We start from the raw sequence: 18,734 nt of genomic DNA on the forward strand, positions 1-18,734 counted from the left end.
TCGGACTACCTAGATCTGCCGCGAGAACTACTCAGATCGCCACTCAGACGCTCAGCGGGCAGGCATCGTGGTCCGGGCGCCGCAGACGCGGGCCGGCCCGAGACGGGACGAGGAGTGCGGATGAGCAACACGGGGAGGAAGCCGGCCGAGCGCACGGCTGCCGCCACGATCGTGGAGGTGCTCGCGCACCTGTCCGACCCCCCGGACGAGCGTCCGCTGCCACCCCCGACGCCGGCCCCGGAGCCACCCCCCGTCGACGACGACGAGGAGGACGCGCCCGTGCGCCCGGTGGTGCCGGAGGAGATCGCCTACCTCCCGGCGAGCCGGCTCGTCCCCCCGCGGCGGAACGAGCCCCAGCGCCTCGTGCGGGTGAGCGTGGTCGAGGACGAGGGGCTGATGCGCAGCCTGCTCACCCGATCGATCGACGCGCACCCGGGCCTGCGGGTGGTCCACTCGCTGCCCGGCTACCAGGAGGCCCGGCTCGCGATCACCCCGGGGAGCACCGACATCGCCCTGCTCGACATCAGCCTGATGGACGGCAACGGCATCGCGCTCGGCGTGCAGCTGCAACGGGTGGACCCGCAGCTGTCGGTGGTCCTCATGTCCGGGCAGGACCACGTCGGGCTGTTCAGCGCGATCCGCAAGGAGATGGTCCGCCCGTGGAGCTACCTGTCCAAGCGCTCCACCTTCACCGAGGAGGTCCTCGCAGGCACCCTGCTCGCCGTCGCACGGGGCAGCGTGGTCGTCGACCCGTACCTGGTGCGCCGCTCCCAGCCCCGCCCCGGCTCGCCGGTGTCCGAGCTCACCACCATCCAGTTCCAGGTGCTCCGGCTCGCCGCCGAGGGGCTCTCGAACATCTCGATCGCCGAGTGCCTGGACATCTCCGCCCGCTCGGTCGAGAGCCACCTGCGCGGGATCTACGCGAAGTTCGAGCTGGACGACCAGACGCAGAACCGCCGGGTCGCGGCGGCGCTGGACTTCCTGGAGCAGACCGGGCGGACCTGGCCGACACCGGTGGTCTGACCGGAGCCGCCGGGGCCGCGGGGTCGTGGGCGTCTCGCGATCCGGCGTGCGCGGGGCGGGTCGTCATGGGGACACTGGGAGCGTCCCGCCCCCGTCCTTCGGAGCACCGCTCGTGACCCCGTCCGCCCGCACGATCGGTGCGCCCGCCGCCCTGCGGATCCCGCGTGGGCGCGCGCTCGGGCGGGGGATCGCGGTGCTCGGCGGGCTCGTGGTCGCGCTCGCGGCACCCACCCCGGCGCTCGCGGCTCCTGCGGCCCAGGCCGCGGCCGCGACACCCGGCACGTTCGCGGTCGTGGGGCCGGCGCTCGCGGCGGTCCCTGCCACGTCCCGCTCGGCCGCACCGCTGCCGGCCGCACCGGGATCGCCGCTGCCCGACCCCGACGGCCCGCACCTGCCCCGCACCTTCCCGCGCCCGCTGCCGGACCCGAACGCGACCCCGGCACCCGCACCCACCCCCGCCGACGCCCTCGCCCGCCTCGCCGCGCTCGCGGCCGGGCACGGCACCGACGACCCCGCCTCCCCGTGGGTGGTGGTGAACAAGGCCCGCCCGCTCGACCCGGTGGACCACGTGCCCGCGGCCCTGGTGACGGTCGGCGCGGTGCAGGCGCGCCCGGAGGTCGCCGGACCGTTGCAGGCGCTGCTGGACGCGGCGGCGGCGGACGGACTCACGCTGCCGGTGCTCAGCGGGTACCGCTCGTACGCCGACCAGGTGCGGGTGCACGGCGGCTGGGTGGCGGCACTGGGGCAGGAGCGTGCCGATCAGGTGTCCGCCCGCCCTGGGCACTCGGAGCACCAGACCGGCCTGGCGGTGGACCTGGGCAGCGGCAGCGACCCGGCCTGCGACTTCGAGGCGTGCTACGCGCAGACCGCGGAGGGCCGGTGGCTGGCGGAGCGGGCCGGGGAGTTCGGCTTCGTGGTCCGCTACACGCCGGAGGGCCGCGAGGTGACGGGCTTCGACGCGGAGGGCTGGCACCTGCGCTGGGTCGGGCCGGAGGTGGTCGAGGCGCTGCGGGCGAGCGGGGCGGTCACCCTGGAGGAGCTGTTCGGCCTGCCAGGCGGCTGGCAGTACCCGTGACCGCCGTCGCGGCGCGCCCGGTGGCCCGCCGAGCAGCCGTCCCGGCGGGCGAGGCTCAGGCGGGCCGGTCCTCCCGCGCAGCCTGGTCGCGCAGCCAGCGGGTGTCGTCGTTGACGTAGGCGTAGTACAGGCCGATCAGCAGCCCGCCGCCGAGGAAGTTGCCGACCAGGGCGATCCCGACGTTGCCGAGCGCCGGTCCGAGCGCGATGCCCTCGTGCAGCCCGACGATCGTGAACAGCACACTGTTGGCGACGGAGTGCTCCAGGCCGAGGAACGCGAAGATGAACACGGCGGTGATCATCACCAGGCTCTTGGTGAGGTCGTCCTTGATCAGCCCGTTGTAGACCAGCAGCATCGCGAGGTTGATGCAGAAGTTGCACAGCACCGCGCGGACCAGCAGGTCGCCCCAGCCGGTCGCGCCGTCGGTGATGTAGGCGAGCTTGTGCTCGACGGAGGCGACCATCTCGGCCATCGGCGCGCCGTCGGCGATCGTGGAGAACCGGATCAGCAGGGCGATGAACAGCCCGCCGACCAGGTTGCCGAGGTAGCAGAGCACCAGCATCCGTGCCGCACGCAGCCAGCCGGTGCGCCGGTGGTAGGCGCCGATCGAGACCAGCATCATGTTCGAGGTCAGCAGCTCGGACCGCGAGTAGTAGATGAACACCAGGGCCCAGCCGAAGACGGCGGCGCCGACCAGCCGACCGATCGGGCGCAGGGTCGAGGTGCCGAGGTCGACGGCGTCGAAGGCCGCCACCACGGCGTAGTTCGTCGCGTACAGCAGACCGATGATCACGCCGGCCATCGCGGCGCGCTGCAGGTACCGGCGGCGCAGCGCTCCGGACATCGTCGTCTTGGTCTCGAGCACCTCGAGGGCGGTGCTGATGAACTGCTTGCCGGGGAACAACGGCTGCGGGTCAGGGGTGGCCACCCGCACACGCTGCCACAGGTGAGTACTCCCGGCGCAGCAGGATGGCGGTTCCCCGTCGCGCCGGGCCCCCACGAGTGCGCCTCAAGGGTGAAAGACCTGGTCACCACGGGGTGATCCGCTCAGCCCACGCTCAAGGTCGCGCCGGTGCGCCCGATGGGAGCGGGTGAGGGACCACCCGTCCCGCAGCACCGACCACCACCCGCGCCCCACCCCGGCACCGAGCAGAACACGGACCCCGCCACGAACACGACCACCGCCTCCGACCCCGGGCTGGAGGACGCTCGTCCCTCCGACTGGGCGCGTGCGGTGGACGAGCTGGCGCTGCTGGCGGAGCACGACGCCCGGGCCTGCGTGCGGCGGGCGTCCGAGCTGGTGCCGGCGGCGCGTGCGGCGGGGGCCGTGGACGCCGAGATGCAGATGTGCTTCTACACGGCGGTGGCGCACCACGCGCTCGGCGAGGACTCGCGGGCGCTGGAGCGGGCGCAGCGCACCGAACGGCTGGCGCAGGACGCCGGCGAGCTGGTGTGGCAGTCGCGGGCGCTGGCGCGGCAGGGGATGGTGCACCACGACCTCGGGCACGTCGAGGACGCGGTGGACCTGCTGACCCGGGCCGCCGAGCTGCGGCAGGAGGCGGACGACCGCGCGGGCACCGCCGACGTGCTGACCATGCTCGGCACCGTCTACACGGCGATGCCGCACTTCGCCCCGCAGGCGGCCGGGGTGCTGACCCAGGCGCGCCGGCTGTGGCTGGCGGCGGGCGACCCGGACCGGGCGTCGATCGCCCTGGCCCACCTGGCCCGCACCTTCGTCGAGACCAGCCGCCGGCTCGCGCAGGAGAACCCGCGCGGCGCCCGTGCCTCGGCGCGCCGGGCGCTGGCCCTGGCGACCGACGCGGTGGGCGAGGCGGACGCGGCGGGCCTGAGCCGGACCGCGATCGACGCGCGCTTCACCGTGGCGACCGCGCACCTGCTGGCCAGCGACCTCGCGGCGGCGAGCGCGGTGCTGGACACCGCGGCAAGCATGCTGGCGGACTTCCCGTCGAACGGGCAGCAGATCGTGCTGCACCGGATCCGGGCGCAGGTGGCGCTGGCGCAGGGCCGGGCGCACGCGGCGGCGGCGGAGGCCAGCGCGGGGCTGACCGTCTGCGAGGACATGCGGCGACCGGCCGAGCGGACCGAGCTGCTGCGGGTGCTCGTGGCGGCGAGCGAGGAGACCGGCGACCTGGCCGGGGCGCTGCGGGCGCTCCACGAGCTGCACGAGCTGACCGTGCGGCTGACCGACGCGATGGCCGAGCGCCGGGCGATGCTGCTCGGCTCCCGGATGGAGATCGAGCAGGCGGAGCGGCAGGCCGAGTCGGAGCGCCGCCGCTCCGAGGCCCTGGAGGAGCGCAACGCCCGCCTGGCGCACGAGGCCGCGCACGACCCGCTGACCGGGCTGGCCAACCGCCGGGCGCTGGACCGCGAGCTGGCCGCGCGCGCCGAGGCGGGCCGACCGTTCGCGGTGGGCCTGGTGGACGTGGACCACTTCAAGCGGGTGAACGACACCTGGTCGCACCAGGTCGGCGACGAGGTGCTGATCCGGGTGGCGGCGACGCTGCGCGACGTGCTGCGCCGGGACGACCTGGCCGCGCGCTACGGCGGCGAGGAGTTCGCGCTGCTGCTGGACGGGCTGGACGACCGGGTGGCGCGCGAGGTCTGCGAGCGGGTGCGGGCCGCCGTCGCCGAGATCGCCTGGGACGGGCCGATGTCGGGGGAGCGGCTGACCGTGAGCATCGGCGTGGCCGCGCACGCGACGGGGGTGGCGGTCGAGGCGGTGCTCGCCGGTGCGGACGCGGCGCTGTACGAAGCGAAGGCCGGCGGGCGCGACCAGGTGCGGGTCGGGCGCGCGATGGAGCTGGGCGAGCCGGTCTGATCCGGGCGCGCCCCGGTCACGCGCCGGCCGCGATCCCACCCGCCTCACGCGCCGCGGCCTCGATCCTGGCGCGGTGCGCCGCCCGCTCCTCGGCCGTGCGACCGGGGATGTTCGGGTCGGCGGGCCCGTTGCCGACCTGCCCGTCGATCAGCTCGCGCAGGATGTCCGCGTGGCCGGCGTGCCGGGCGGTCTCGACGCACAGGTGCACCAGGATCTGGTGCAGGGTCACGTCGGCGCGCTCCGCCGGCCACCACGGCACGTGACCGGGGGCGTCCAGCGGCAGCGCCTCGATCGTGGCGTCGGCGTGCCGGGCGCCGGCGTGGTGCAGGGCGACCACCTCAGCGACGGACTCGTCGGCGGGCACCCACATGTCGGCGTCGGGCTCGGCGTCGTCGGCCATCCAGGGCAGGGCGATCCCGGCGGGGCGGCCGAACACCTCGCCCAGGTACTCGATCTCGACGCTCGCGACGTGCTTGACCAGGCCGAGCAGGTTGGTGCCGGTGGGGGTCATCGGGCGGCGCAGGTCGTACTCGGAGAGCCCGTCGGTCTTGGCCAGCAGGTCCGCACGGCGCAGCCGGAGGTAGCGCAGCAGGGTGGTCTTCTCGTCCATGGGACCAGTGTGCGCCGGGGCCGCCGCACGGCGTCCGGGGGAACGGCCACCGGAACGGGTGGGGAAGCGCTCGCCCGGACGGGTATCGCTGCACGTCAGCGGATGCGAAGGGCTCCCGCCCGGGGTAGGGGGCAGCGTTACCATCGAGGTCATGCCCTCTGCCACGGCCGCCGGTCCCGAGACCGACGCCGCACCCGGAACCGCGCCCGTCGAGGACGGCGGCGTCCCGACCCGCACCCGGGAGCAGATCGACACGCTCCTGGCGGACGTCGGCACCGTCGCGGCCGTGGAGCGGCTGACCGGCGGGCTGTTCGCCACCACGTACCGGGTGACCCTGGCCGGCGGCCGGCGGCTGGTGGTCAAGACCGCCCCCACCGCCACCGACCGGTTGCTCACCTACGAGCACGACCTGCTGCGCACGGAGGCCGAGGTGTACCGGATCGCCTCCGGGCGGTCGGGCCTGCTGATGCCCGCGGTGGTGAAGACCGACTTCTCCCGGCAGGTGCTGCCCGGCGACGTGCTGGTGGTCGAGCACCTGAGCGGCGTGCCGCTGACCGACCTGCGCGCCGAGGGTGACCTCTCGCCGACGGACGAGCAGCGGATCCAGCACGACCTGGGCGCGTTCATGGCCCGGCTGCACACCGTGCACGGCACCCGGTTCGGCTACCCGAACGCCGAGGCCGGGCTGGTCGGCGGCACCTGGCCGGACGCGTTCGGGCGGATGGTCGAGGCGCTGCTCGCCGACGCGCACCGCTGGGGGACCCTGCTGCCGCACGACCGGATCCGCACCGCGGTGGCCCGGCACCGGACCGCGCTCGCCGAGGTGACCGTGCCCTCGCTGGTCCACACCGACCTGTGGTCCGGCAACCTGTTCGTCGACCCCTCGACGGTGCGGCTCACCGGCGTGATCGACACCGAGCGCTCGGTGTGGGGCGACCCGCTGCTCGAGCTCGCCGGCGCCGACCAGACCGGACGGGGGCCGGTGCCGGAGGCGCTGGTCGCGGGCTACGCCGCCGAGGCGGGGGACCTGCCGCTCGGCACCCCCTCCGGCGAGGTCCGGCTGCTGCTGTACCGGCTGTACATGGCGCTGGTGCTCACCGTCGAGATCGCCCCGCGCGGCTACGCCGGTGACGGGATCGGCCACTACCGGTCGGTGTGCGAGGCGAACGTGGTCGCCGCGCTGGACGCCCTCGCCTGAGCGCACCCGTGCGACACCCCCGGACGGGTGACGGTCCGGCCTCGCCACCTGCGAGCTCGTCGCAGCGCGTGCATCGGGACGCCGTCCCACCGACACTGGGCACGTGATCGACCCGTCGCACCTCGTCTCGGCGCTGGCCCGCCGGGTGGGTCGTGCTGCGCCGACCGAGCCGCTGGTCGCCCGGATGTGCCGCGCGGTGGTGGACCTGCTGGACGTGGACGGCGGGTCCGTGACCTGTGCCCCCGCCGAGGAGGGCCGTGCCGTGCTGTGCGCGACCGATCCGTTCGCGCGACGGGTGGCCGAGATCGAGGAGGTCACCGGCGAGGGCCCCGGCATGACCGCCTTCCGCGAGCAGCGGTCGTCCGCCGCGCTGCTCGGCGTGCGCGCCGGCGGCGTCCCCGGACCGGAGCGGACGATCGCCTTCCCGCTGTTCGTCGCCGCGCTGGGCGAGGACGCCGACCTGGACGCCGAGGGCGCCGTGGAGGTGCGCTCCTGGCCGGTGCGCGCCGGCGGGGTGCCGGTGGCCGTGCTGACCCTGCACGTGCGCGGCGCCTACCGGCGTGCGCTCCCCGTGGCCGAGGGGCAGGTGCTCGCGGACGCGCTGTCCGGCTCGATCGCCGGCGGCGCGCCGACCGCCGCGGTGCGGCAGGCGGAGGAGCGTCGACGGGCCCGGGTGCACCGCGCCGTGGGCATGGTGGTCGCGCAGACCGGCCTGCCCCCGACGGACGCGCTGGCGCTGCTGCGGGCACGGGCCTTCACCGGCTCGACCGGGCTGTCCGAGGTGGTCGAGGCGGTGCTGGACCGGCGCCTGGCGTTCTCCGGCGACCGCACCCGCTGACCGCCGCCGCGGCCCGCGCGATGAAGGCGGACCTCACCCCATCGAGCGATCCCGACGGTCCAGCAGGTACTGGCACCCGCATCCAGCCTTGACAGAGCCCTTCGGCGTGCCACGATGTCGGAGCGCGTTCGCGCGCGGTCGCACGGACGCGAAGGGCGCACCTGGGAAGGCTGCGCGGATGCAGGGGGACGCATGGCGCAGGAGGCGTGCGCGGTCTGGCCGGGGGTCGAGCCAGCCCGGAGCGTGGACGCGCTCCTGGGCGACCTCCTGGCCCACGCGACCGCGCAGGCGGGATCACCCGTCGAGGGATCGGTGTGGGCGCGCCGGCGCGGCACGGACTGGTGGCTGGCGAGCTCCGGCGACCGGGTCGACCGCTGCGACGCCGCCGCGGTGCGCGCGGACGGACCGCGCGCGGTGCCGGGCGAGGCGCTGCACGTGCCGGACGTCAGCCAGGAGCAGCGCTGGCACCGCTGGCGCGAGGTCGTCCTGGGCCAGCACTTCCGCTCGGTGACCGTGCTGCACGCCGACCTCACCCGCGGCGACCAGGTGTCGCTGACGCTCTACGGCGACCGGCCGGCGTCCTGCCCGGAGTCGGTGGTGGAGCGCGCCCGCCGGTTCGTGGTGCAGATGGCCTCGCTGGTCGACCTGCACGCCACGATCCCGGAGCGCTCCGACCTGCCCGGCGGCGGGGCGGGGTACCGGCGCCGGCACGTGACCGTCGAGCAGGCGGTCGGCGTGCTGATGGAGCGTCGGGGCTGCGACGCCACCGAGGCGCTGCACGTGCTCACCGTGACCGCGGCAGCCCGCTCCTCCACCGTCGAGCAGGTGGCCGAGGCCGTGGTCGAGGGCGCCGTGAGCACCGTCACGCTGCACCGGCTGCCCTGAGCGCACGCCCCGGGACCGACGGCCCAGATCGGACCCGGTGCCGGAGCTACCGTGCTGGGACCCGGGTCCGACGACGTGCCCGGACGGACGGTCGAGGGAGTGGTCATGCGGGTGCTGGTGGTGTTCGAGAGCATGTTCGGCAACGGCCGGGCGGTGGCCGAGGCGGTGGCCGCCGGGCTGCGCGCGGCGGACCCGACCGCCGACGTGCGCGCGGTGAACGTGCTCGACGTGCCGGACGCCCCCGAGTGCGACCTGCTGGTGGTCGGCGGCCCCACCCACATGCTCACGCTGAGCAAGCCGGAGACCCGCGCCAGCCGGCCGCAGAAGATCGACTCCGACGAGGCGCGCCGCCGCGCCGCGGGGGAGCCGGGCGCCGACACCGGCCGCGGGGTCCGCGAGTGGCTGGAGCAGCTGCCGCCCGCCGACGGCACCCCGGCGGCCGCCTACGACACCCGGGTCGACAACCCGGTCCCGGTGCCTCGACGGGCCGCCGCCGGCATCGCCAAGCGGCTGTCCCGCGCCGGCTACGACGTGGTGCGGCACCCCGAGGGCTTCCACGTCGCGGGCACCGTCGGGCCGTTGCAGCCGGGCGAGCTGGACCGCGCGGCCGCCTGGGGCGCCGACCTGCTGCGCCGCACCGCACCCGCCGCCTGAGGCCCGCACCCGCCGCCAGGCACCCGGCGCCGTCCACGCACGTCAGGCGTCACCTGCCGGAAACCTCGGCCCGCGTAGGCTGCCGCGCAGGCGGCCCGCACCGGTGCCGCACCCGAGACAGGAGCGCTGCGGTGGAGATCGACGTCTCGTCGACCGTGTTCTGGGTGAACGGCACGCTGGTGCCGGCGGCGGAGGCGACGACCTCCGCGCGCGACCACGGCTTCGTGGTCGGTGACGGGGTGTTCGAGGCGGTGAAGGTCGACCACGGCCGGATCTTCGCGCTCACGCGGCACCTGCGCCGCATGGAGCGCTCCGCCGCGGGGATCGGCCTGACCGGCTTCGACGTCGAGACCGTGCGCCGCGCCGCGCACGAGGTGGTCGAGGCCAACGCCGACCTGCTGACCACCGGCTTCGACCTGCTGCGGATCACCTTCACCGGCGGCCCCGGCCTGCTGGGCAGCGGACGCGTCGGCGACGCCACCCCGACCCTGGTGCTGGGCGTCACCCCGGGGCACGACCCGGACCCGCAGACCTCGATCATCACCGTGCCCTACCGGCGCAACGACGTCGGCGCGCTCACCGGTCTGAAGACCACCTCCTACGGCGAGAACGTGCTGGCGCTCGCCCAGGCGCACGCCGCCGGGGCCAGCGAGGCGGTGTTCGCCAACACCAAGGGCCTGCTCTGCGAGGGCACCGGGACCAACGTGTTCGTGGTGCGCGACGGCGAGCTGCTGACCCCGCCGCTGATCTCCGGCTGCCTGGCGGGCGTCACGCGCGCGCTGGTGCTGGAGTGGTTCGGCGGGCGCGAGGTCGATCTGCCCTACGACGCGCTGACCACCTCGGACGAGGTGTTCCTCACCTCCACCGGCCGCGACGTGCAGCCCGTGGTGGCGGTCGACGGGGTGCCGATCGGTGGTGGCGTGGTCGGTCCGGTCACCCGTGAGGTGGCCCGGGTGTTCGACGCGCAGCAGCGCGACCACCTCGATCCCTGACCTGATCGCCGCGCCTGCCTGCCTGAGCACCCGGCCCGCGCGCCCAGCCGGGCCCCGTAGCCTGTGCCCGTGGACGGACGCACACGGGGCTGGGTGATCGCGCGGGTCAAGGGTGCGCCGGTGGTGCTGACGCCGAGCAGCGCGCTCACGGCGGCGGTGATCGCCCTGGTGTTCGCGCCGACCGTGCAGGCCCGGGCGCCGCAGCTCGGCGCCGGATCGACCTACCTGGTGGCGCTGGGCTTCGCGGTGCTCCTGCTGCTGTCGGTGCTGGTGCACGAGCTCGCGCACGGGCTGGTCGCGCAGGCGCGCGGGCTGCGGGTGCGCGAGTACGCGCTCACCCTGATCGGCGGGCACACCGCCTTCGGCGGCGGGACGATCACCGCCGGCACCAGCGCCCTGGTCGCGGTGGTCGGCCCGGTGGCGAACCTGGTGCTGGCCGGTCTGCTCGGCCTGGCCGCGACGCTGGTGGAGCCCTACGGGCTGGCGCACCTGCTGCTGTTCGCCGGGGCGTTCTCCAACGCGTTCGTCGGCGGCTTCAACCTGGTGCCCGGCCTGCCGCTGGACGGCGGGCAGGTGCTGGAGGCGCTGGTCTGGCGGATCACCGGGGACCGCCGGCGCGGGGCCGTGGTCGCCGGCTGGTGCGGGCGGGTGGTCGCGATCGGCTTCGTGCTCTGGGTGCTCGGGATCCCGCTGCTGGCCGGGCGCACGCCGGACCTGGTCGCCGTGGTGTGGGCCGCGATCGTCGGGGCGTTCCTCTGGTCCGGCGCCTCGCAGGCGATCCGCTCCGCGCAGTCCTCCCGGGCGGTGGACGCGGTGACCGTGCAGCGGGTCGGCGTGCCCGCCGTCGCGGTGCCGGCCACGGCGGTGCTGGCCGAGGCGGACGCGGCGCGCGGGCTGGCCCGGGCCGAGGCCGTGCTGCTGCTGTCCCCGGACGGGCGGGTGGCGGCCTACGTCGACCCGGCGGCCGCCGCCGCGGTGCCCCCGCACGACCGTGCGCACGTGCCGGTGACCGCCGTCGCGGTGACCCTGCCCGCCGGCGCCGCCGTCGACGGCCGGCTGCAGGGCGTCGACCTGGTGCGCGCGGTGGGCCAGGTCGCTCGGTGGGCGCCGGTGATGGTGGCGGTGGTGGACGGGCGTCCGGTGGCCCTGATCCGCTCGCAGGACGTGGCGGCGGCGCTGCGGACCCCCGCGCGCTCCTAGACTCGTCCACCGTGACCGACGAGACCGCCGTGCCCGCCCCTGCCCCCACGACCCCGGGCACGTCCACCGGCGCCCACCTGCGCCGCGGGCTGCTGCGCGTGGGGGAGCGGGTGCAGCTCACCGACCCGCGCGGCCGGCTGCACACGATCACGCTGGCCCCCGAGGCCACGTTCCACACCCACAAGGGCTACTTCCGCCACGAGGAGCTGATCGGCGCCCCCGAGGGCACCGTGGTCCGCAGCACCGGCGGCGTGGACTACCTGGCCCTGCGCCCGCTGCTCAGCGACTACACGCTGTCCATGCCGCGCGGCGCGGCGGTGGTCTACCCCAAGGACGCCGGGCAGATCGTCGCGATGGCCGACATCTTCCCCGGGGCGCGGGTGGTCGAGGCCGGCGTCGGCTCGGGTGCGCTCACCCTGTCGCTGCTGCGCGCGGTCGGCGACGGCGGGCACCTGCGCTCGATCGAGCGGCGGGAGGACTTCGCGTCGATCGCGCGCGGGAACGTCGAGACCTTCTTCGGCGGGCCGCACCCGGCCTGGACGCTGTCCACCGGCGACCTGTCCGACGTGCTGCCGGTCACCGAGCAGCCCGGGTCGGTCGACCGCGTGGTGCTCGACATGCTCGCCCCGTGGGAGAACCTGGAGGCCGTGGCGGTGGCCCTGGCCCCCGGCGGCGTGCTGATCTGCTACGTCGCGACCACCACGCAGCTGTCCCGCCTGGCCGAGGACATCCGCGCGGACGGGCGCTACACCGAGCCGACCGCCTGGGAGTCGATGGTCCGCGGCTGGCACCTGGAGGGTCTGGCGGTCCGCCCCGAGCACCGGATGATCGGCCACACCGGCTTCCTGCTCACCGCCCGGCGGCTGGCCGACGGCGTCGAGCCCCCGCTGCGCAAGCGCCGTCCCGCCAAGGGCAGCCAGATCGACGGGGACGCGCCCCTGACGGACGAGTCCGACGAGGCGGTCAGCACCCGCTCCGTCCGGCAGATCCCCGCCGAGGAGTGGACCCCCGAGGCCGTCGGCGAGCGCCCCCTCTCCGAGAAGAAGCTCCGCCGCGTCCGCCGCGACATCGGCCGCGACTGACCCCGCTCCGCTCGCACCCCCCGCTCCGCTCCCACCCCTCCCGCGAGTTCGGTGGTTCGGGCCGAGTTCGGTGGTTGCGCGGTGCTTTTTTCGCACGAACCACCGAACTCGGCGCGGGGAGCGCGCGGAGAGGGAGCGCGGGAGGCGCGCAGCGCGTGCGCGAGGGAGCGTGGGGGAGCGTGCGCGGCGCGCGTCCCGCCAGCGATTGACAGCGGTGGTTAACCTCGTGGAACCCCGCGATCGGAGGTAGGGCGATGACCGAACCGGCAGCACGCGACCTGCAGCGCGAGCTCGCGCTCCTGGCCGCCAAGAACGAGCGCCTGTCCGACGCGCTGGTCGCCGCGCGCGACCAGATCATCGAGCTCAAGCGGCAGATCGACGACCTCGCCAAGCCCCCGGGCACCTACGCGACCTTCCTCGCCGCGCGCACCGACGGCACGGTGGACATCGTCTCCGCCGGGCGCAAGATGCACGTGGGCGCCTCGCCGGCGGTCGACGTGCGCCGGCTGCGGCCCGGCCAGGAGGTCATGCTCAACGAGGCGCTGACGGTGGTCGAGGTCGGCGGGTACGAGCAGGTCGGCGAGCTGGTCACCGTCAAGGAGCTGCTGGGCCGGGACCGCGCGCTGGTGGTCGGACGTGGTGACGAGGAGCGGGTGGTCCGGCTGGCCGGGCAGGTGTCCGACGGCTCGGTGCGGGTCGGTGACGCGCTGACCGTCGAGGCGCGCAGCGGCTTCGTGTTCGAGCGGGTGCCCCGCGCCGAGGTCGAGGACCTGGTGCTCGAGGAGGTGCCGGACATCGACTACGCGGACATCGGCGGGCTGGGTCCGCAGATCGAGCAGATCCGCGACGCCGTCGAGCTGCCGTTCCTGCACCCCGAGCTGTTCCGCGAGCACGGTCTCAAGCCGCCGAAGGGCGTGCTGCTGTACGGCCCTCCCGGCTGCGGCAAGACGCTGATCGCCAAGGCGGTGGCGCACTCGCTCGCCGCGACGGCGGCCCGGGCGCGCGGCGAGGAGGTCACCGACGCCAAGAGCTACTTCCTCAACGTCAAGGGCCCCGAGCTGCTGAACAAGTACGTCGGCGAGACCGAGCGGCACATCCGGCTGATCTTCTCCCGAGCGCGCGAGAAGGCGTCCCAGGGGCACCCGGTGGTGGTGTTCTTCGACGAGATGGAGTCGCTGTTCCGCACCCGTGGCACGGGGGTGTCCAGCGACGTCGAGACCACGATCGTCCCGCAGCTGCTCGCCGAGATCGACGGTGTGGAGCGGCTGGAGAACGTGATCGTGATCGGCGCCTCGAACCGCGAGGACATGATCGACCCCGCGATCCTGCGGCCCGGCCGGCTCGACGTGAAGATCAAGATCGAGCGCCCGGACGCCGAGGGGGCCCGCGAGATCTTCGCCAAGTACCTCACCGCCGACCTGCCGATCCACGCCGACGACCTGGCCGAGCACCGCGGGTCCGCGCGGGACGCGGTGGACGCGATGGTGTCGCGGGCCGTGGAGCGGATGTACTCCGAGGACGACGAGAACCGCTTCCTCGAGGTCACCTACGCCAGCGGCGACAAGGAGATCCTCTACTTCAAGGACTTCAACTCCGGCGCGATGATCCAGAACGTCGTGGACCGGGCGAAGAAGTCGGCGATCAAGGACCTGCTGTCCACCGGTCAGCGCGGCCTGCGGGTGGAGCACCTGCTGACGGCGTGCGTGGACGAGTTCAAGGAGAACGAGGACCTGCCGAACACCACCAACCCCGACGACTGGGCGCGCATCTCCGGCAAGAAGGGGGAGCGCATCGTGTTCATCCGCACGATCGTCCAGGACAAGAAGGGCGAGGAGGCCTCGCGCCGGATCGAGAACGTCACCAGCACGGGCCAGTACCTCTAGGCGGGCCGGACCGGCCGGGCGCGCGTGCCGAGCACGAGCAGGGCGAGCGCGACCAGGCCGAAGACGACCGTGAACGGGTGCACGACGTGCAGCCAGACCGGCTGCGCGGCGATCCACAGCGCCAGCACGGCACCGGTGCCGACGGCGAGCGTGCCGGTGCGCGGGTCGCGGCGCAGGGCGGCGGTCCCGGTGGCGGCGGTGGGCAGCCCGATCAGCAGGGCGAGCGCGACGCCGGGCCAGACCCAGGAGGTGAAGGGCGTGCGGGCCAGGATCTCCGCGCCCAGGTCGAGCGTGCCGGTGAGGAAGCCGATCGCGCCGACCAGCGCGCCCACGGTGGTGACCAGGGCGAGCGTGGCGATCGTGCGGCGGTGCGGCGTGGCGGTCGCGGGCATCGGTGTAGGCTCCTCGGGATAGAGTGACACGACGTAACGTAATGCACCGCAGGAGGACTCGTGGCCGGCCGACCCCGCGACCCCGCCGTGGACGCCGCGCTGCTCGACGCCGCCGACGCCCTGCTCGCCAAGGGCGGCTACGCCGCGGTGACCGTGGAGGCGGTGGCCGCCCGCGCCGGGGTGAGCCGCCCGACCGTCTACCGGCGCTGGCCCTCGCGGGTCGCGGTGGTGATGGCGGCGGTGGCCCGGCACGAGGACCCCGACCCCGCGGCGGACACCGGCAGCCTGGTCGCGGACCTGCGCGCGGTGGCCCGTGCGGTGGCGACGGTGACCGCGCGCCCGGCCTTCGCCACGGTGCTGCCGGGGCTGCTGGTCGACCTGGCCGACGACCCCGGGACGCGTGCGGCGCTGATCGGCGAGTGGGTCGCGCCGCGCGCCGCCTCGCTGGCCGACGCGCTGGCCCGGGCGGCCCGTCGCGGGGAGATCGCGGTCGAGGCGGCGGGGGAGCAGACCGTCCTCGCGCTGGCGGAGCTGCTGGTGGGGCCGCTGCTGTACCGCGCGCTGCTCGCCGGGGCCCCCGCGTCCGCCGCCGAGGCCGCGCGGGTCGCCGATCGTGCGCTGCGGGCGCTGGACCTCGGCGCTCCGGCGGATCAGACCCACACCACCGGCTGACGCCTCGCACAGCCACCGCACAGACCCGGACGGCTCAATGGACGTGTCCTGTTCACCGCACGTTCATCGAGGTGCCCATGCCTGCCGCCGCCCTGTTCGCGATCGACCTGGTCGCCATCAGCATCCTGACCTTCGCCCTGTACTTCCCCCGGCACCGCCGGCGTGACCTGGTGGTCGCGTTCCTCGGCGTGAACGTCGGCGTGCTGGCCGTCGCCGGGGCGCTGTCCTCCTCGACGGTCGGCGCCGGCCTCGGGCTCGGCCTGTTCGGCGTGCTGTCGATCATCCGGCTGCGGTCCTCGGAGATCGACCAGCGGGAGGTCGCGTACTACTTCTCGGCGCTGGCGCTCGGCCTGATCGGCGGGCTCGGATCGTCCCTCGGCGCGCTGGCACCGGCGCTGATGGCGCTGATCCTGGTCGCCATGCTGGTCGGTGACCACCCGGGGCTGCTGCGCCGCTACGAGCACCAGGTCGTCGTGCTGGACGGGGCCTTCGGGGACCGGACCGCGCTGGTGGCCCGCCTGGAGGAGGTGCTGGGCGCCCGGGTGCACGGCGTGACCGTGCAGCGGCTCGACCTGGTGGACGACGTGACCGTGGTGGACGTGCGCTACCAGGTGCTCGACCGCACGGCCGTGCCGGTGGAGCTGGCGGCGGACCGTCGCGCCGAGGTGCTGACCGGGGCCGGCCGATGACCGCCCTGTCCGGCCCCCCGGCCGTGATCGTCCCGGACCTCGCCAGGATGCCGACGATCACCCTGGCCGAGATCGAGGCCACCGCCGCCCTGCAGACCCGGGTCGACCGCAAGTACGTGCTGCCGCTGACCGCGCTGGCCGCCCTGCACGACGCGCTGCCGGCGGGCACCCGGCGGCTGGTGATCGACGAGGCCGACACCTTCGGCTACGAGTCGGTGTACTTCGACACCCCGGACCTGGAGTGCTTCCACCTCGCGGCCGGCAGGCGTCGTCGCCGGTACAAGGTCCGCACCCGGACGTACTGCGACACCGGCGGCTCCTGGCTCGAGGTCAAGACCCGCGGCCCGCGCGGCACGACGGTGAAGAACCGGCAGGAGCACGCCACCGACCTGCGCGGCTCGCTGGCCGACGGCCTGCCGTTCGTCCGCGAGGTGCTGACCGGGCAGGGCGTGCCCGTCCCCGCCGACCTGACGCTCGTCCCGACCCTGACCACCCGCTACGCGCGGCGCACCCTCTACCTGCCGGACGGCGCCCGGATGACCGTGGACACCGGCCTGGAGTGGAGCGACGCGGACGCGGCGGCCGGTGTGCCCGCGCACGCCGTGGTCGAGACCAAGAGCACCGCCGGGGCGTCCTGCGCCGATCGCGCGCTCTGGTCGCTCGGCCACCGCCCCACCCGCATCTCGAAGTACGCGACCGGCCTGGTCGTGCTCGACCCGACGCTGAGCGCGCGCCCCTGGCGCCGCACCGTGCGCCGCACCCTCACCCCCTGAGACCTCACCCCATCCCGACGAGGTCGGTGGTTCGTGCAGGACACGCCATCGCGACACGCCGCGTGAGCGACCGAACCACCGACCTCGTGCAGAGCAAGGAGATCCCCGTGCGACACCCTCGAACCCTTCTGGCCGCCTCGGCCGTGCTGGTCGCCGTGCTGGCCGGCTGCTCCACCGCGGTCAGCGCGGCGGACACCGACGGCACCTCCGTCACGACCACCACCACCGAGGACGGCACCACCGACACCTCGGTCGCCGCGGGATCGACCGCCGACGAGGTGCTGGCCGCGAACCTCACCGTGCACGACGCGGCGGGCGACGACCCGGGCGACACCACCGGCACGATCACGCTGGACGGCGACTCCGCGAGCAGCGACGCCGAGGGCGTGACCGTGGACGGCGGCGTCGTCACGATCACCGCCGGTGGCACCTACACGATCTCCGGCACCCTCGACGACGGGCAGATCGTGGTCGCCACCGGGGACGAGGTCGTGCGCCTGGTGCTCGACGGGGCGGAGATCTCCAGCAGCACCAGCGCCGCGATCTGGGTGCAGGAGGCCGGCTCGGTCACCGTCGAGCTCGCCGCCGGGTCGCAGAACACCCTGTCCGACACCACCGCCTACGGCGACGGCGAGGACGAGCCGACCGGCGCGCTGTACTCCACCGCGGACCTCGCGATCACCGGCGAGGGCGCGCTCACCGTGCACGGCAACGCCAACGACGCGATCGTCGGCAAGGACGGGCTGGTGATCAGCGGCGGCACGATCACCGTGGACGCGGTGGACGACGGCATCCGCGGCAAGGACTACCTGGTGGTCACCGGCGGCACGATCGACGTCACCGCGGGCGGTGACGGCCTGAAGTCCGACGAGGACACCGACACCACCGCCGGCTTCGTGCACCTGGCCGGCGGGGACGTGACGATCGTCGCGGACGGCGACGGCGTGCAGGCCGAGACCGACGCCGTGGTCACCGGCGGCACCCTGGACGTCACCGCCGGCGGCGGGTCCGGCGCCACGCTCGCCGACGACACCTCCACCAAGGGCGTCAAGGGGAACGCCGCCGTGGTGGTGGACGACGGCGCGGTCACGATCGACGCCGCCGACGACGCGATCCACTCCAACGGGATCGTCACGCTCACCGACGGCACGATCGACCTCGCCAGCGGGGACGACGGCGTGCACGCGGACGTGGCCCTCGACGTCACCGGCGGCACGATCACGGTCAGCACCTCCTACGAGGGGCTGGAGGCCGAGGCGATCACCCTGGCCGGCGGCACGATCGACGTCACCGCCTCCGACGACGGCGTGAACGCCGCGAGCAGCGCCACCGGATCGACGGAGGATGCGCAGGGTGACTGGGGCGGCCCGCAGGGCGAGACCTCCGGCACCGCCAGCCTGACGATCACCGGCGGCACGATCCACGTGGACGCCGGCGGCGACGGCCTGGACGCCAACGGCACGCTGACCATGAGCGGCGGCGACGTGGTAGTGGACGGGCCGACCGACGACGGGAACGGCGCGCTCGACGTGGACGGGACCTTCGAGGTCACCGGCGGCACCCTGGTCGCGGCCGGCTCCTCCGGCATGGCGATCGCCCCGGGCACCGACGGGCAGGGCTGGGTGTCGGCGACGTTCAGCAGCACGCAGACCGCGGGCACCGTGATCGAGGTGGTCGCGAGCGACGGCACCGTGGTCGCCTCGTACACGGCCGCCAAGCAGATCACCTCGCTGGTGGTCTCCGACGCGGCGATCGTGGCGGGGGACACCTACACGATCACCGCCGACGGCGCCGAGGTGATGACCGTGACCGCCGGCGAGCACACCGGCGGCACCATGGGCGGCGCCGCGGGCGGCGGTCAGCCCGGCGGCGGCCAGGGCGGCCAGCGCCCCTGACGTCCTCCTGCCGCGCGTCGAGGTCACGGCGTCC

General features: G+C 74.9%; 18 protein-coding genes. 15 read left to right on the plus strand and 3 right to left on the minus strand.

Going from position 1 to position 18,734, the window contains the following annotated elements; all coding sequences use genetic code 11:
* Positions 1-120: 120 nt before the first annotated feature.
* The gene (locus ACZ5HG_RS09370; protein WP_464182019.1) at positions 121-1,023 is read left to right on the plus strand and encodes a response regulator transcription factor; all 903 of its coding nucleotides are present in this window, start codon (positions 121-123) and stop codon (positions 1,021-1,023) included.
* Between the two features lie 112 nt (positions 1,024-1,135).
* Positions 1,136-2,098: a M15 family metallopeptidase gene (locus ACZ5HG_RS09375; RefSeq protein WP_464182020.1), complete on the plus strand. Its 963-nt coding sequence runs from the start codon at positions 1,136-1,138 to the stop codon at positions 2,096-2,098.
* Positions 2,099-2,153: 55 nt separating this feature from the next.
* Here ACZ5HG_RS09375 and ACZ5HG_RS09380 read toward each other — a convergent pair whose 3' ends face one another.
* The gene (locus ACZ5HG_RS09380) at positions 2,154-3,026 is read right to left on the minus strand and encodes a formate/nitrite transporter family protein (protein WP_464182021.1); all 873 of its coding nucleotides are present in this window, start codon (positions 3,024-3,026) and stop codon (positions 2,154-2,156) included.
* 153 nt (positions 3,027-3,179) lie between these two features.
* On the opposite strand from ACZ5HG_RS09380, the gene ACZ5HG_RS09385 reads away from it, so the two are divergent.
* Complete coding sequence (locus ACZ5HG_RS09385; protein ID WP_464182022.1) at positions 3,180-4,937, plus strand: GGDEF domain-containing protein; 1,758 nt, start codon at positions 3,180-3,182, stop codon at positions 4,935-4,937.
* A gap of 16 nt (positions 4,938-4,953) precedes the next feature.
* Here ACZ5HG_RS09385 and ACZ5HG_RS09390 read toward each other — a convergent pair whose 3' ends face one another.
* Positions 4,954-5,547, minus strand: a complete 594-nt coding sequence (locus tag ACZ5HG_RS09390) for a DinB family protein (protein WP_464182024.1) — start codon at positions 5,545-5,547, stop codon at positions 4,954-4,956.
* A 151-nt stretch (positions 5,548-5,698) separates the two neighbouring features.
* Here ACZ5HG_RS09390 and ACZ5HG_RS09395 point away from each other — a divergent pair, with 151 nt between their 5' ends.
* The 8 genes from ACZ5HG_RS09395 (at position 5,699) to arc (ending at position 14,279) form a co-directional block, all read left to right on the plus strand.
* The gene (locus tag ACZ5HG_RS09395; RefSeq protein WP_464182025.1) at positions 5,699-6,745 is read left to right on the plus strand and encodes a phosphotransferase family protein; all 1,047 of its coding nucleotides are present in this window, start codon (positions 5,699-5,701) and stop codon (positions 6,743-6,745) included.
* A 103-nt stretch (positions 6,746-6,848) separates the two neighbouring features.
* Positions 6,849-7,583, plus strand: a complete 735-nt coding sequence (locus ACZ5HG_RS09400) for a hypothetical protein (RefSeq protein WP_464182026.1) — start codon at positions 6,849-6,851, stop codon at positions 7,581-7,583.
* 243 nt (positions 7,584-7,826) lie between these two features.
* Entirely contained in the window at positions 7,827-8,468 is a 642-nt protein-coding gene (locus ACZ5HG_RS09405) for an ANTAR domain-containing protein (RefSeq protein WP_464182027.1), read from the plus strand.
* Between the two features lie 51 nt (positions 8,469-8,519).
* Positions 8,520-9,122, plus strand: coding sequence for a flavodoxin family protein (locus tag ACZ5HG_RS09410; protein ID WP_464182028.1), 603 nt, complete (start codon positions 8,520-8,522; stop codon positions 9,120-9,122).
* A 131-nt stretch (positions 9,123-9,253) separates the two neighbouring features.
* Entirely contained in the window at positions 9,254-10,114 is an 861-nt protein-coding gene (locus ACZ5HG_RS09415) for an aminotransferase class IV (protein WP_464182029.1), read from the plus strand.
* Between the two features lie 69 nt (positions 10,115-10,183).
* Positions 10,184-11,314, plus strand: coding sequence for a site-2 protease family protein (locus ACZ5HG_RS09420; protein WP_464182030.1), 1,131 nt, complete (start codon positions 10,184-10,186; stop codon positions 11,312-11,314).
* A gap of 11 nt (positions 11,315-11,325) precedes the next feature.
* Positions 11,326-12,396 carry a tRNA (adenine-N1)-methyltransferase gene (locus tag ACZ5HG_RS09425; RefSeq protein WP_464182031.1) on the plus strand — a complete coding sequence of 357 codons (1,071 nt, stop codon included), beginning with the start codon at positions 11,326-11,328 and terminating at the stop codon, positions 12,394-12,396.
* Between the two features lie 254 nt (positions 12,397-12,650).
* Entirely contained in the window at positions 12,651-14,279 is a 1,629-nt protein-coding gene (arc, locus tag ACZ5HG_RS09430; RefSeq protein ID WP_464182032.1) for a proteasome ATPase, read from the plus strand.
* Here arc and ACZ5HG_RS09435 read toward each other — a convergent pair.
* On the minus strand, positions 14,276-14,671 hold the full coding sequence (locus ACZ5HG_RS09435) for a hypothetical protein (protein WP_464182033.1): 396 nt from the start codon (positions 14,669-14,671) through the stop codon (positions 14,276-14,278). The two genes, arc and ACZ5HG_RS09435, sit on opposite strands and share 4 nt — an antisense overlap.
* A gap of 60 nt (positions 14,672-14,731) precedes the next feature.
* Here ACZ5HG_RS09435 and ACZ5HG_RS09440 point away from each other — a divergent pair, with 60 nt between their 5' ends.
* From ACZ5HG_RS09440 to ACZ5HG_RS09455, 4 genes are all read left to right on the plus strand, one after another.
* On the plus strand, positions 14,732-15,343 hold the full coding sequence (locus ACZ5HG_RS09440; protein ID WP_464182034.1) for a TetR-like C-terminal domain-containing protein: 612 nt from the start codon (positions 14,732-14,734) through the stop codon (positions 15,341-15,343).
* Positions 15,344-15,420: 77 nt separating this feature from the next.
* Positions 15,421-16,032, plus strand: a complete 612-nt coding sequence (locus ACZ5HG_RS09445) for a DUF4956 domain-containing protein (RefSeq protein ID WP_464182035.1) — start codon at positions 15,421-15,423, stop codon at positions 16,030-16,032.
* The gene (locus tag ACZ5HG_RS09450) at positions 16,029-16,805 is read left to right on the plus strand and encodes a VTC domain-containing protein (protein ID WP_464182036.1); all 777 of its coding nucleotides are present in this window, start codon (positions 16,029-16,031) and stop codon (positions 16,803-16,805) included. Before ACZ5HG_RS09445 ends, ACZ5HG_RS09450 begins: the two co-directional genes overlap by 4 nt.
* A gap of 107 nt (positions 16,806-16,912) precedes the next feature.
* Entirely contained in the window at positions 16,913-18,700 is a 1,788-nt protein-coding gene (locus ACZ5HG_RS09455) for a carbohydrate-binding domain-containing protein (protein ID WP_464182038.1), read from the plus strand.
* Positions 18,701-18,734 lie beyond the last annotated feature (34 nt).

The sequence above is a fragment of the Cellulomonas sp. GTC20042 genome (assembly GCF_055389595.1).